Raw genomic sequence first — 13,807 nt, 5'->3', positions numbered from 1 at the left:
TAAAAATATTTTTACAAAATGATTAAGCACTAATAAATTCACTACGACAATTTCAATGCAATTTATTTAAGTGTAAATTAAGAATAATTAACTTTACGTCTGTTCGCTATAAATACAATCCTAAAAAAGACCTCACAAGTTCATTCAGTCATAAAAACAAGCATATAATATTAGTTATGGCGATTTAAAAAATTAAATCACTATAAAAACGATTATCAAAAATAATACATGGATGAGGTTAAAAATGAACATAATTGCAAAATCTGTTGCAGTTGGTTTACTGGCAATATCTGCAGGAAGCGCCTGGGCGAGCGATGGAACCATTGAATTCACTGGTGAAATAACAACGAATACCTGTGAGTTCGCTAACGGCGATACGGTGAACGTTGAGTTGGGCCATTATTCTAATACTCAGTTTAAAAACGTAGGAGACAAGTCACCAACAACACAGTTCACCATTCCATTGACCAACTGTCCGACCGAAGCCTGGAAACACCTTGACGGTACCACCAGCGCATCCTTCCAGCTATGGCTGGAAACGCGTAGCAGCGGTACTACCGGTACTGATAACGATCTGGTTGCGGTGACGGCCTTAGGCACGCCGGCAACCGGTGTCGGTATTCGCATCGACCGCGCCTCGGACGGTACCCAGTTAGCGCTGAATAAACTGAACGACACCCCGGTCTATTTTGACATTACAGGCGAAACAACAGATGTGAACCTTCAGGCTTACTACGTCTCTACCGCAGAAGCATCGGCGATTACTGCCGGGGAAGCTAACGCTTCCGTCGACGTCACCATCGATTATCGTTAATTCTCTCGTTGTACTTTTACCCACCTGGCGGTGGGTAAACCTTTTTATCGGAGTAGCAGAATGAAAGTAAAAACCCTGGCAGCATTGGCATTGTTACTTGGAGGATGGGCCAGCCAAAGCCTGGCCGGAGGGATCGTTCTGCAAACCACGCGGGTGATTTACAACGCCAGTAAAAAAGAGGCGGCCCTACCCGTTGCCAACCACAGCAGCAAAATGCCCTACTTACTGCAATCGTGGATTGATAATCCACAAGGGACGGTTCGCGGGCCGTTTATAATGACCCCGCCGCTGTTTCGCCTGAATGCCGGAGATGACTCCTCACTGCGCATTATTAAAACAGATGGTAATTTACCGGAAGATAAAGAGTCGTTGTTTTACGTTAACGTACGGGCAATTCCAGCACAATCTAAAAGCGAAGCAGGTAAAACCAATGCTTTAACATTGGTATTTAAAACCAGAATTAAACTCTTTTATCGCCCGGCACATCTGAAAGGTGACGCACAGGATGCCTGGAAATCTATACAATATAAGCGTACGAATAATGCATTAGATGTCTATAATCCATCGGCCTATTACGTTGTTTTTGCTGGTATCGCGTTGGGTAAAACAGATTTGACCGATAAAGTTGACTATATCGCTCCCGGCGAGCACAAACAAATTCCGCTACCCGCCGCATCAGGTAATTCTATTCAGTGGGCCGCAATCAATGATTACGGCGGCACCACGGCAAAAGAAACTCAGGTATTGCAATAATACTTATGCTGGCATGACGTAAATAACAATAAATAACGGATACGGGCAATCAGGGAATGCAGAGCAACACGACAGGGAAAAAAGATTTTCTGGCGCTTAAGCGCCTTTCTTACAGGGTCAAGTGTGCTTTGCCGATTATGCTTGCTGGCAGCAGCCTGGTATGTCATTCCGCGCAGGCGGATGACTTTTATTTCGACCCTTCGCTGCTGGAAACCAGCAAAAGCGGCCAGCAGGCGGTAGATCTATCAACCTTCTCTCAGGACAACGCTCAGCTTCCCGGAGAGTATATTGTTGATATAGTTATTAATAATAAGAAACTAGCACAGCGCAAAATCCCTTTTGTCGCCGGAGAAAACCATCAGCTTGCCCCCCAATTTACCGTGGGACAACTGCGTGAGCTGGGCTTTAAAGTCGATGAAGTCCCAACGTTAGCTAACCTGGACGATACCGCAATCGTCAAGAACCTCGCGCAAACGGTACCGAATAGCAGCAGCGAGCTGGATATCAACCACGGCAAGCTGAATATGAGCGTGCCGCAAATTATGCTTTACCGCGATGCCAGGGGCTATGTTGACCCCTCCCGCTGGGATAATGGGGTGCCGGTACTGTTCACTAACTATAACTTTACCGGTTCAGACAACCGCTATGACGGCGGCGATCGTAACAAACGCCAGTATCTCAATATGCAGAACGGCGCTAACCTTGGTCCATGGCGACTGCGTAACTATTCCACCTGGACACACAATAGCGATACTTCGCAGTGGGATAGCATCAATACCTGGATGCAGCGGGATATCAAAAGCCTGAAGTCACAGCTGGTGATGGGCGAAAGCGCAACCGACGGCAGCGTGTTTTCCAGCTACCAGTTTACCGGCGCACGACTCTATTCCGACGACAACATGCTGCCCAATAGCCAGCGCGGCTTTGCGCCAACGATCCGCGGGATCGCCAACTCCAGCGCCATCGTCACGGTGCGCCAGAACGGCTACACCATTTACCAGAGCACCGTACCCGCAGGCGCATTTGAGATTAACGATCTCTATCCTTCATCATTTAGCGGTGATTTAGACGTCACGATTGAAGAGGCCGACGGCACCACGCGCCACTTCGTGCAGCCATTTTCCTCACTGCCGATGATGCAGCGCCCGGGGCATCTCAAATATAGTATCACTGCCGGGCGCTTTCGGGCGGCAAGTTCTGAGGACAGCAAAGAGCCGGAGTTTATTGAAACGACGGCGATTTACGGCCTGAGCAACACCTTTACGCTATACGGCGGCGTAACGGGGTCTGAGGATTACCAGGCGCTGACGGTGGGAATCGGCGGAACGCTGGGAGAGTTGGGCGCTCTGTCGATGGATATCGGTCGGGCGGATACCCACTTTGATGACGGCGACAGCGATTCCGGCTATAGCTGGCGCACCCAGTACATTAAAGATATCCCTGAGACCGGTACCAATTTAACGCTGGGCTATTACCGCTATACCAGCAGCGGTTACTTCACCTTTTCAGATGCTAACCAGCAGGATATTGACGCTGACGATCGCCAAAATAGCGAAATCCAGTTCAGCATTAACCAGAACCTGTTTACCGGCGTCAGCTTTTACGCTTCCGGCTCACAACAGGAGTACTGGGATAAAGGGCAAAAAGACAAAAACCTGTCCATTGGCCTCAACGGAAACCTGTGGGGCGTCAGTTATAACGTCAGCGGCCAGTTTACTGATTACGCCGATCGCGATAGCGACCGTTCGCTGTCCATAAGCCTCAGCGTGCCGCTGGACCGCTGGCTGCCGCACGCAACCGCCAACTGGCGCATCACCAGCCAGAAGGATCAATCGACCCAGCATGAGGTAGGGATCAACGGTTCTTTACTGGAGGATCGCCGTCTGAGCTACACCCTGAAACAGCGCCAGAGCGAGAATAACGACAACAACGGCAGCAGCCTTTACGGCAGTTATCGTTCCGCCCACGGCACGTTCAACGCGGGTTACGATTACAGCTCCGATAACCGCCAAATGAGCTATGGTCTGTCCGGTGGCATTGTGGCCCACAGCCATGGCGTTACTCTGTCGCAACCGCTGGGCAATGCCTTTGCGCTTATTGATGCGGATGGCGCTTCAGGCATTCGCGTCAAAAACTATCCAGGGATCGCCACCGACTACTTCGGCTATGCCGTAATCCCCTATCTGACGTCTTACCAGGAAAACCGTATCTACCTGGATACCACCATGATGCCGGACGATGTTGACGTCACCCAAACCATGAAGCTGGTGGTGCCTAACCAGGGAGCTGCCGTTACCGCACAGTTTAGCGCCAGGGTGGGTCAACGAGTCCTGCTGGCGTTAACCGACAAAAATGGTAAGCCGCTACCGTTTGGTGCAATGGCCCGCAGCGAAAACCAACAGCAGCAAAGCATCGTTGATGAAGGCGGCGTGCTCTATCTCACTGGCGTGAACGAACAACCGCAGACATGGAGCGTTCGCTGGGGTAATGAAGAGAACCAGCGGTGCCGGTTTACGTTTAACCTGCCCGCAAACGGCCAGCGCGTGGCCTCCGTTATTCGCGCCACGACACCATGCCGCTAAGGAATAAAACCATGAAAGACGCGATTTACATTATCACCGGCGGCATCGCCCTCGCACTTTTTGCCGCGATGCCAGCACGGGCGGCGACGGGCAGCTGCGAAGCCGAAGGTAGCCCCGGCAGTTTTACCACCAGCTTCTCCAATGACTGGACGAAAGAGCAAAATGTGGGAGGAGCGTTTATCGATCTGACCTCTGGTACCACATCGGGCGACAGCTACAAGATGGCTTGTAACTGCCCTGCAGCTACCAGGGTTAACCTCTTTTATTCCACAACCACCCCGCTAGCAGCGAGCAGCTATGGCGGATACCAACAATTAAACAATAACCTGGATATCAAAACGGTTATTACCGATGTCCCCGGCGTACCGGAGCTCCCGGTACCAACAGACCCGACATCAGTCGTTAAGGGAACAGGTGTTTTTGGTGCCTCCACCAACAATAGCGTATGCAGCGCGGACCCTGATGATACTCGCGCAGACGCATTCTCCGTTGGTAATAACGTTAGCATTACGTTTCGCGTCTCTAAGGCTTTTCTAGGTCGGATGGAGATTCCGAGTACTCATATCGCAACGCTTAAGGCAGCCTGGAGCAGTAGCACCACCTACCCCAGAAACTTAACCGAAGATGTCGCCGGGCTGTATCTTCAGGGCAGTATCACCGTTCCGCAAAGCTGTAAAATCAACGAAGGCGATGTGATTAGGGTCGACCTCGGGCAAATCAGCGCCTCTAAATTCACCACTAAAGACCAGATGCCGGATGGATATACCCCAGTGGAGTTTGATATTACCTACGATTGCGGAGATATATCATTGTTTGGAAAAGATGACATGCTCAGTCTGATTGTTCAGGGTGATGACGTCGTCAGTCAGTATATGTTAGCCGCCCGCCGCCGGGAATCAGATAATGTCGCAGACATTGGCATTCAGATGAGTGACCTGAGCACAGGTGGGGGCAATATCCCTTTTAATAACGGAATTATCTCTTTAGAAGAATCAGCTGCAGGAACTATCAGGATGAAGGCGACGCCATACAACCTGGTTGGCGGGGTGCTCCAGCCAGGACCGTTCCACGGTACGGCGACGCTCACCGCGACGGTCAGGTAGGGTAGCTAAACCCGCCTTTCCCGGCGCTCGCCAGGGAAAGGCGGCAGGTCGGCTAATATTCCCCCTGCTGCCCCAGAGCATACTTATACAGCGCGTTTTTCTTCACGCCGTGGATCTCTGCGGCCAGGGCGGCGGCTTTTTTCAGCGGCAGCTCGGCCTGCAGCAGGGCCAGCGTACGCAGCGCAACCGCTGGCAGCGCCTCTTCCTGCGCTTTGAAACCTTCAACGATCAGCACCATTTCGCCTTTGCGACGGTTCTCGTCCTCTTTCACCCATGCCAGCAGCTCGCCGATTGGCGCGCCGTGGATTGATTCCCAGGTTTTGGTCAACTCACGTGCCAGCACCACGTAGCGGGACTCCCCTAGCACCGTACAGATATCTTCCAGGCTTTCCAGCAAGCGGTGAGTTGACTCATAAAAGATAATCGTGCGCGGTTCTTCTTCCAGCGCCTTGAGCGTATCGCGACGCCCTTTGGATTTGGCCGGCAGGAAACCTTCGTAGCAAAAACGATCCGATGGCAGCCCCGCCGCGCTCAGCGCCGCGATTGCCGCACAGGGGCCGGGCAGAGGTACTACGCGGATATTAGCTTCACGGCAAACGCGCACCAAATGGTAGCCAGGATCGTTGATCAGCGGCGTTCCGGCGTCCGAAACCAGCGCGATGTTTTGCCCTTGTTTTAATTTCGCCAGAAGTGTTTCCGCCTTTTGCTGTTCATTATGGTCGTGAAGCGCAAATAAACGGGCGTTAATCGCAAAATGTTGCAACAGCAAACCGGTATGGCGGGTGTCTTCCGCTGCAACTAAATCAACGGCTTGCAACACTTCCAGCGCGCGTTGCGTGATATCAGACAGATTCCCTATCGGAGTGGGCACAATATAGAGCTGTCCCTGAGAATTATCTGCTGATTCGTGTTGTTTCATTGTTTCGTCCGTATTGCCGATTTAATATTGAGCATTGAGCCAAAAAAATATCACTGGATACATATGGTACCGTCAACATTTCTTCGTTCTAAACCCGTGCGTTGTCTGCCCGTACTGCTGGCCGCTCTGATCTTTGCTGGCTGTGGCACCCATACTCCGGATCAAAGCACGGCGTATTTGCAGGGTACGGCACAAGCAGACTCCAGTTACTACCTGCAACAAATGCAGCAAAGCGCGAATGATAGCAAGACCAACTGGCAATTACTCGCCATTCGTGCACTGCTGCAGGAAGGTAAGAAACCACAGGCTATCGACCTGTTCAATCAGCTGCCGTCGAACCTCAACAGCGCGCAAAGCCGCGAGCAGTCGCTGCTGGCGGTTGAAGTGAAGCTGGCGCAGAACGATTTCCAGGGCGCGCAGTCTCTGCTGAGCAAGCTCGACCCGGCAACGCTTGAGCAGAATCAGCAGCCCCGCTACTGGCAGGCGCAAATTGACGCCAGCCAGGGACAACCATCGTTGAGCCTTCTGCGGGCCTTGATTGCCCAGCAGCCGCTGCTAAGCCAGGCTGCGCAAAAGCAGAAGAATATCGACGCGACCTGGAAAGCGCTCACCGCGATGACCCGAGAGCAAGCCAACGCGCTGGTGATTAACGCCGATGAAAACGTGCTGCAAGGCTGGCTGGATCTGCAGCGTATGTGGTTTGACAATCGCAACGATCCAACAATGCTGAAAGCGGGCGTTAAAGACTGGCAGACCCGCTACCCGCAAAACCCGGGCGCGAAAATGCTGCCGACTCAGCTAGTTAATATGCAAAATTACCAGGCCGCATCAACCAATAAAATCGCCCTACTGCTGCCACTTAACGGCCAGGCGGCGATATTTGGTCGCACAATTCAGCAGGGCTTTGAAGCGGCGAAAAACGGCGCACCTGCCGTCGCAGGAAGCGCAGTACCCGCACAGGTCGCTCAGGCAGCCAATGTTGCCGATAGCGCCGTGGTAAGTCCGTCGCAGGCGGAAGTGACCGATCTCACCACCACCAATAACGCACAAACGCCGGTACAGGCCCCGGCAGCCGACCAGGTACAAACTACCGCTCCGGTTACCGCACCGACGGCAGTCCAGGCCCCGACGCCTCAAACCACCGACTCTACCGTAGAAGCCACCAGCCAACCGGCGACGACGGCTCCGCAGACTCAAGCGGTCACCGCCACTCCGGCGAACCCTTCCGCCGAGCTGAAAATTTACGACACCACCACCCAGCCGATGAGTCAACTGCTGGCCCAGGTACAGCAGGACGGCGCAACCATCGTTGTTGGTCCGCTGCTAAAAGAGAACGTCGAAGATGTTGTTAAAAGCAATACTTCACTGAACGTGCTGGCGCTGAACCAGCCGGAGAAAGTCGAAAGCCGAGCTAATATCTGCTATTTCGCGCTCTCCCCGGAAGATGAAGCCCGCGATGCGGCGCATCATATTCACGATCAGGGCAAGCAGACTCCGCTGCTGCTGGTACCGCGCGGCGCATTAGGCGATCGGGTGGTTAGCGCCTTTGCCAACGAGTGGCTGAAGCTGGGCGGCGGTACGGTACTGCAACAGCGTTTAGGTTCAACCGCCGAACTGCGCGGCAGCGTCAACAGCGGTATCTCGTTGAGCGGCTCTCCGGTATCAACCCTGCCATCAGCGCAGGATAGTGCCCTGGGTAGCCCGAGCGACGTGCCTGTCAGCAGTGGCGGCAGCGTCGACGCCGCGTATATCCTGGCAACGCCGGAACAGATTGGCTATATCAAACCCATGATTGCCCTGCGTAACGGCAGCCAAAGCGGCGTGACGCTGTATGCCAGTTCCCGCAGCTCTCAGGGAACTTCAGGTCCTGATTTCCGTCTGGAGATGGAAGGCTTACAATATAGCGAGATCCCGATGCTGGCAGGCAGCAACCCGGCGCTGCAACAACAAGCGTTAGCTGCCGTTCGCAACGACTACTCGCTGGCGCGCCTGTATGCCATGGGTGCCGACGCCTGGTCGCTGGCCAACCATTTCTCGCAAATACGCCAGGTTTCCGGCTTTGAATTGAATGGCAACACCGGCGATCTCACGGCCACGCAGGATTGCGTGATCAACAGGAAACTGTCATGGCTCAAGTACCAGGGTGGACAAATCGTCGCAGCCAACTAAGTAAGCAGACCGGCGATGCCTGGGAAATCCAGGCTCGCCGCTGGCTGGAGAGCCAGGGTCTGCGTTTTATCGCCGCTAACGTTCATGAACGCGGCGGCGAGATTGACCTCATCATGCGCGACGGCAGCGTCACCGTGTTTGTGGAAGTGCGCTATCGTCGCAGCGCAAACTACGGCGATGCCGCCGCCAGCGTCACGCCGCAAAAGCAACAAAAACTGCTCAAAGCCGCGCGTCTGTGGCTCTCCCGACATAATGGGAGTTTTGAGACTGTGGATTGCCGTTTCGATGTGGTAGCCTTCACCGGAAACGACATCCAATGGCTAAAAAACGCTTTTGGCGAATAGCGTATATGAATTAAGGGATCCCGTGCTAGACAGAATCAAAGCCTGCTTCACCGAAAGCATTCAAACCCAAATTGCAGCAGCGGAAGCACTCCCGGACGCCATCTCCCGTGCGGCTATGACGCTCGTCCAGTCGCTGTTGAACGGCAACAAAATCCTCTGTTGTGGTAATGGCACTTCCGCCGCCAACGCACAGCATTTTGCTGCCAGCATGATTAATCGTTTTGAAACCGAGCGCCCTGGTTTACCTGCCATTGCACTAAATGCCGATAATGTGGTCTTAACCGCGATTGCCAACGATCGCCTGCACGACGAAATCTACGCCAAGCAGGTGCGCGCGTTGGGACACGCTGGTGACGTACTGCTGGCGATTTCTACGCGCGGCAACAGCCGGGATATTGTGAAAGCCGTGGAAGCGGCGGTCACCCGCGATATGACCATCGTGGCGTTTACCGGTTATGACGGCGGTGAACTGGCCGGTCTGCTGGGTCAGCAGGATGTCGAAATCCGTATTCCCTCGCATCGCAGCGCGCGAATTCAGGAAATGCACATGCTCACCGTCAATTGTTTGTGTGATTTGATTGATAACACGCTTTTTCCACACCAGGACGATTAAGGAGAACACATGAAGGCTCTCTCGCCCCTCGCCATTCTGCTTTCTGCGCTACTGCTTCAGGGATGCGTTGCTGCAGCGGTAGTCGGAACGGCAGCCGTTGGCACAAAAGCCGCGACGGACCCGCGTTCAGTGGGGACTCAGGTTGATGACAGTACGCTTGAGCTGCGCGTCAACAGCGCCTTGTCGAAAGATGAACAAATCAAAAAACAAGCTCGTATTAACGTTACCGCGTACCAGGGGAAAGTTCTGTTAACCGGGCAAACTCCGGTCGCCAACCTCTCTGCCCGCGCCAAGCAAATTGCCATGGGTGTTGAAGGGACAACGGAAGTGTTTAACGAAGTGCGTTCGGGTCAGCCGATCGGCTTAGGTGCCGCCTCTTCGGACACCTGGATTACCACCAAGGTCCGCTCCCAGCTTCTGACGACCGACCAGGTGAAATCATCCAACGTGAAAGTGACGACCGAAAACGGTGAAGTATTCCTGATGGGTCTGGTGACCGATCGTGAAGGACGCGCGGCGGCGGATATCGCCAGCCGGGTGAGCGGCGTGTCTCGCGTGACAACCGCCTTTACCTATATCAAATAAGCCCTAATGCATCCCGGCTGGCGCTACGCACCGCCTCCGGGAAACAACATCCAACGTGGCTTCTGATTATCTCCCCGGTGGCGGCTGACGCCTTACCGGGGCTACAAGTTCATCATCGTCTGCTGTCACGTAGCCCGGACAGGCGCAACGCGCCGCCTCCGGGAAAACCATCAGATTAATGCCAGCCCGCCGACCACCGCGCCGCATAGCACCACCAATCCACCGGTCAGCCACAGCGCCTTCGCTGGAAACGCTTTGCGCAGCATAATCAACGACGGCACGCTAACCGCAGGCAGCGTGATGAGCAGCGCCAGCGCGGGCGCGACGCCCATTCCCGCCAGCATCATGGTCTGAACGATAGGGATCTCCGCCGCCGTCGGGATAACAAACAAGCAGCCCGCAATCGCCATCGCTATCACCCAGAACAGCGTGTTATCTACCACGCCATCGGCATGTGGGAATAACCAGACCCGCGCGGCTCCCAGTACCAGAACCGCCAGAATATAGACCGGGATGGTATTCCAGAACAGCGTCCATAGCGCGCTCAGCCAGCGGCTGAAGAACCCCTTCTCTGCGGTTGTTTCCACAGGCAATTCAGGCACCACCGCAGGTTGCGTCGCCGCTTCTTTTACCCACTTCTGAACCAGCGTTGCCACCACCAGCACGGTCGCCAACCCGGCAACTAACCGAATCAATGCAAACTGCCAGCCCAGCACAAAGCCCATAAACACCAGGGTCGCGGGATTGAGCAGCGGGTTACCCAGCCAGAATGCCAGCGCGCCGCCCATTGAGACCTGCTGCTTACGCATTCCCGCCGCCACCGGCGCGGCGCAGCAGGTACACATCATGCCTGGTAGTGAGAAAACCGCGCCCAGCAGCGTACCGCGAAAGCGCGACTGCCCCAGCGTACGCAACAGCCAGTTGCGAGGAATCAAAACCTGAATCAACGAGCCAAGCAGCACTCCCAATACCGCCGCTTTCCAGACCGCCAGAAAATAGACCAGCGCATAGTTCCAGGCTGCGGTTAAAGGATTGGCATCGCCGTCGGCCAGAATAGATTTACCGATACTGTGCGTCTCAGCGGCAGTGAACGCTTTGCCATAGTAGGGCTGCCATTTGACGAACCACAGGCCGATGATAACAACGAGAAAAAAGAGCGCGGGCTTCCACCATTGAAACGATGATGCCGCCTGAGATGAAGACTGACCAGCCATAGCATTCCCCAGCAAAGAGTGAGCTTATAAATTGAAGCGCTGAATATTACGCCTCGCGGACAGCGATTTCACGCAGTTTTGCTGATGGCAGAATGGTGACGCCTTCTGCTGAGGGATTAAGGGCTTCAGCGAGCATTGCTCGCGCGACGTCACGGGCATCGATTGACTTCCAGTTACCCGGCAGCAGGCGAAAAAGCGGTGCTAACACCACTTCATTGCCCCGCTTCTTCTGACGATCCCCAAGCAGCATGGAGGGACGGGCAAAGGTTAGCCGCGGCCATGCCTGGGCACGCAGGGCCTGTTCCATCTCGCCCTTGACGCGATTGTAGAAAAAAATTGAATGCGGATCGGCCCCCATCGCGCTAACCACCAACATATGCTTCGCGCCCAGACGAAGCCCGGTCAGCGCAGTATCGACCACCAGCGTATAATCAGCATGAACAAATGCCTCTTTACTGCCCGCCTCCCGCAGCGTCGTTCCCAGGCAGCAAAAAACGATATCCACCGGATCGACAACCTGCGCCAGCGCGTCGCTTAATTGCGGATCGTGCGGATTGAGAATTCCTTGTGCATCAGCAAGCGGACGACGGGTTGGCGCAGTTATCGCGGCGATTCGCGGCTCCTGAAACAACATTCGAAGTAAGTGCCCACCAACCAGACCGGTAGCGCCAGTTATCAGTACCTGAGTCATCATTGCTCCTTCAGCTAACCCGTCATTCAACAGCGGACGGCTTAGCAAAAGTATGTCGTAAACGGAGGGATCTGCACGCCAAAGCGGAGGTTACTGAGCTGGAGAATCACGCAGCCAGTATAGCTTCTTACCGAAGCCGAGCGTGTTATCGGTAAACTTAAGCTCATCGGGACGAATCTCCCACACCGGGGCCGATAACATGCGGGCTACCGGAAAGCGGCTGACGTAGCGCTTGCGCATCGCCGCGGCTTCTTCACCTGCCAGCAGGCGGATTTCACCTTTAAACTGCACGCCGCGGATCAGCGCGACGGTTTTCGGCTGACCGTTAACGGTTCCAGCCACTTTGGCGCGTTCCCCGGTCATTTGACCATGGCGCGTCTTTTCATCACTGAGCAGATAAAAAGCGACCGTTTCCGGGTCATAAACGTAAAAGGCATTGGCGCACCACAGCTCGTCATCGCGGGTGACACACCAGGTCACGACATGCTGCTTGCCCAGCCAGCGGCTGATAGCGGCGAGCGTATCCATCTTTACTCTCCAGTATGTTATGGTGCTCACACCTTAACATAGCGACCTTGGTACCGTGTGCTGGTTTCTCTATCTGATTCGTACTGCCGATAATCGGCTCTATACCGGGATTACCACCGATGTTTCTCGTCGCTTTTGCCAGCACCAGGATGGCAAGGGAGCGAAAGCGTTGCGGGGAAAAGGAGAGCTTCAGCTGGCTTTTAGTCAGAAAGTTGGTGAACACTCACTAGCGCTGCGGCTGGAGTATCGAATCAAGCAGCTAACGAAGCGCCAGAAAGAACGCCTCGTTGCAGGAGATGGTTCATTTGAGACTCTGCTGGAGGGTCTCAGAAGCGGTTAAAGTGGTCACTATACTCAACCAGTCCGTGCACGCCTTCCAGCGCGTCATCGGCCAGGCGATGGACCTGGAAAGCCTCGGTGGTATCCGGCCAGCGGCAGCGCAGGTCAAAATTAGCGGCGGCTTCAAAGCCAAGGCGACCATACAGCGCCGGGTCGCCAAGTGTTACCACGGCGGCATAGCCAAACTCATTGAGTGAATCCAGCCCTTCGTAAACCAGCTGACGCCCAATACCCTGGCCACGGTAGCTTTCATCCACCGCCAATGGTGCAAGACCAACCCACTGAAGCTCTTCGCCTTCAACGGCGACCGGGCTAAAGGCCACATAGCCCACGACCTGACCTTCGTCATCCGTCGCCACCACGCCCAGCGTGATCAGGCCATCTTCACGCAGACTGTGCACCAGATCGGCTTCCGCATCGCTGCCGAAGGTGCGACGCAATAACGCGTCGATTCCCGGTGCATCAATCCCAATCTCTACTCGAATCAGCATGCCTCACCTACCGATGTCTGTTCAGGTTTCCGCGGGCCTTTCAGGCCAGCTTCAACAAAATCCGCCAGCTGTAGCAGCATCACGCGCAGCGCTTTTGGCATCTGCTCCAGCTCAATGGCATCCATCAGGTTTTTTACATACAGTCCCAGCTCAGTATCGCCTTCGATAACCAGCCGACGCTGGAAGAACAGCGTATCCGGATCCTGCTTACGCGCTGCAATCATCAGCAGATCGCTGGCATCGGCGCTAAAACTGACGTCAGCTTCAGCCGTAGGACTCACCACCAGACGACCATCAACAACCGAGGTATACCACAGCAGGCCGATATCACGCACATTAATACTTAACCAGCGCCCCTCGAGAAAATCCAGTTCCCCATCCGCCAGCGCCTGGCGAAACTGCCAGCTTAATACTTGTTCCAGCACCTGGCGCTTGAGGGCAAAAGGCGCCAGCTTAACCGGCACGCTCATCATTGACGGGCCAAAGTGAACCAGTTTGGAACGCAGTTTATCCAACACAAGCTTTACTCCATGAATGCAATAGTTCTTCTATTGTGCCATATCAAATAAACGACATAGCGGCGTAAATCAACAAAATCACGATGTCGGGTACCTGGTATTGATTCCGCCAATACGCTTTTAACTGCCTCAAATCAAAAATTG

At 54.3% G+C, this 13,807-nt stretch carries 15 protein-coding genes; 9 read left to right on the top strand and 6 right to left on the bottom strand.

The features are described 5' to 3' along the window. Window positions 1-244 precede the first annotated feature (244 nt). From DA718_RS03450 to DA718_RS03435, 4 genes are read left to right on the top strand one after another with little or no spacing between them, the layout of a single operon-like run. Complete coding sequence (locus DA718_RS03450) at window positions 245-814, top strand: fimbrial protein (RefSeq protein ID WP_112213600.1); 570 nt, start codon at window positions 245-247, stop codon at window positions 812-814. A 60-nt stretch (window positions 815-874) separates the two neighbouring features. Further along, a complete protein-coding gene (locus DA718_RS03445; protein WP_112213599.1) occupies window positions 875-1,567 on the top strand; it encodes a fimbrial biogenesis chaperone in 693 nt (230 codons plus the stop codon). Window positions 1,568-1,623: 56 nt separating this feature from the next. Next, on the top strand, window positions 1,624-4,149 hold the full coding sequence (locus DA718_RS03440; protein WP_112213598.1) for a fimbria/pilus outer membrane usher protein: 2,526 nt from the start codon (window positions 1,624-1,626) through the stop codon (window positions 4,147-4,149). An 11-nt stretch (window positions 4,150-4,160) separates the two neighbouring features. Further along, entirely contained in the window at window positions 4,161-5,252 is a 1,092-nt protein-coding gene (locus tag DA718_RS03435; protein ID WP_112213597.1) for a fimbrial protein, read from the top strand. Window positions 5,253-5,304: 52 nt separating this feature from the next. On the opposite strand, the gene rsmI is transcribed toward DA718_RS03435, so the two are convergent. Beyond that, a complete protein-coding gene (gene rsmI, locus DA718_RS03430; RefSeq protein WP_112213596.1) occupies window positions 5,305-6,171 on the bottom strand; it encodes a 16S rRNA (cytidine(1402)-2'-O)-methyltransferase in 867 nt (288 codons plus the stop codon). Window positions 6,172-6,234: 63 nt separating this feature from the next. On the opposite strand from rsmI, the gene DA718_RS03425 reads away from it, so the two are divergent. Genes DA718_RS03425 through dolP form a run of 4 tightly spaced genes read left to right on the top strand, consistent with a single transcriptional unit; the run spans window position 6,235 to window position 9,882 of the window. Continuing rightward, window positions 6,235-8,340, top strand: a complete 2,106-nt coding sequence (locus DA718_RS03425; RefSeq protein WP_112213595.1) for a penicillin-binding protein activator — start codon at window positions 6,235-6,237, stop codon at window positions 8,338-8,340. Continuing rightward, complete coding sequence (locus DA718_RS03420) at window positions 8,298-8,684, top strand: YraN family protein (protein ID WP_112213594.1); 387 nt, start codon at window positions 8,298-8,300, stop codon at window positions 8,682-8,684. Before DA718_RS03425 ends, DA718_RS03420 begins: the two co-directional genes overlap by 43 nt. Before the next feature lie 22 nt (window positions 8,685-8,706). Further along, window positions 8,707-9,297: a DnaA initiator-associating protein DiaA gene (gene diaA / locus DA718_RS03415; protein ID WP_110272899.1), complete on the top strand. Its 591-nt coding sequence runs from the start codon at window positions 8,707-8,709 to the stop codon at window positions 9,295-9,297. Between the two features lie 9 nt (window positions 9,298-9,306). Next, a complete protein-coding gene (dolP, locus tag DA718_RS03410; protein ID WP_112213593.1) occupies window positions 9,307-9,882 on the top strand; it encodes a division/outer membrane stress-associated lipid-binding lipoprotein in 576 nt (191 codons plus the stop codon). Between the two features lie 170 nt (window positions 9,883-10,052). Here the strand turns inward: dolP and DA718_RS03405 are convergent, their stop codons facing one another. The 3 genes from DA718_RS03405 to DA718_RS03395 all read right to left on the bottom strand — a co-directional run bounded on the left by DA718_RS03405 (window position 10,053) and on the right by DA718_RS03395 (window position 12,315). Next, a complete protein-coding gene (locus DA718_RS03405; protein WP_112213592.1) occupies window positions 10,053-11,096 on the bottom strand; it encodes a permease in 1,044 nt (347 codons plus the stop codon). A gap of 46 nt (window positions 11,097-11,142) precedes the next feature. Continuing rightward, a complete protein-coding gene (locus DA718_RS03400) occupies window positions 11,143-11,787 on the bottom strand; it encodes an NAD(P)H-binding protein (protein WP_112213591.1) in 645 nt (214 codons plus the stop codon). A gap of 90 nt (window positions 11,788-11,877) precedes the next feature. Beyond that, window positions 11,878-12,315 (bottom strand): YhbP family protein, encoded by a 438-nt coding sequence (locus tag DA718_RS03395; protein WP_112213590.1) that lies wholly within the window; start codon window positions 12,313-12,315, stop codon window positions 11,878-11,880. A gap of 55 nt (window positions 12,316-12,370) precedes the next feature. Here DA718_RS03395 and DA718_RS03390 point away from each other — a divergent pair, with 55 nt between their 5' ends. Next, entirely contained in the window at window positions 12,371-12,655 is a 285-nt protein-coding gene (locus DA718_RS03390; RefSeq protein ID WP_112213589.1) for a GIY-YIG nuclease family protein, read from the top strand. Here the strand turns inward: DA718_RS03390 and DA718_RS03385 are convergent. Together DA718_RS03385 and ubiT are read right to left on the bottom strand one after the other, a co-directional pair. Next, on the bottom strand, window positions 12,642-13,145 hold the full coding sequence (locus tag DA718_RS03385; protein WP_112213588.1) for a GNAT family N-acetyltransferase: 504 nt from the start codon (window positions 13,143-13,145) through the stop codon (window positions 12,642-12,644). The two genes, DA718_RS03390 and DA718_RS03385, sit on opposite strands and share 14 nt — an antisense overlap. After that, window positions 13,139-13,663, bottom strand: coding sequence for a ubiquinone anaerobic biosynthesis accessory factor UbiT (ubiT, locus tag DA718_RS03380; protein WP_112213587.1), 525 nt, complete (start codon window positions 13,661-13,663; stop codon window positions 13,139-13,141). Before ubiT ends, DA718_RS03385 begins: the two co-directional genes overlap by 7 nt. Window positions 13,664-13,807 lie beyond the last annotated feature (144 nt).

The organism is Klebsiella huaxiensis, assembly GCF_003261575.2.
Taxonomy (GTDB): Bacteria; Pseudomonadota; Gammaproteobacteria; order Enterobacterales; family Enterobacteriaceae; genus Klebsiella; species Klebsiella huaxiensis.
Note: the sequence above shows the minus strand (reverse complement) of the source record. Positions and strands in the feature narration are given on the sequence as shown.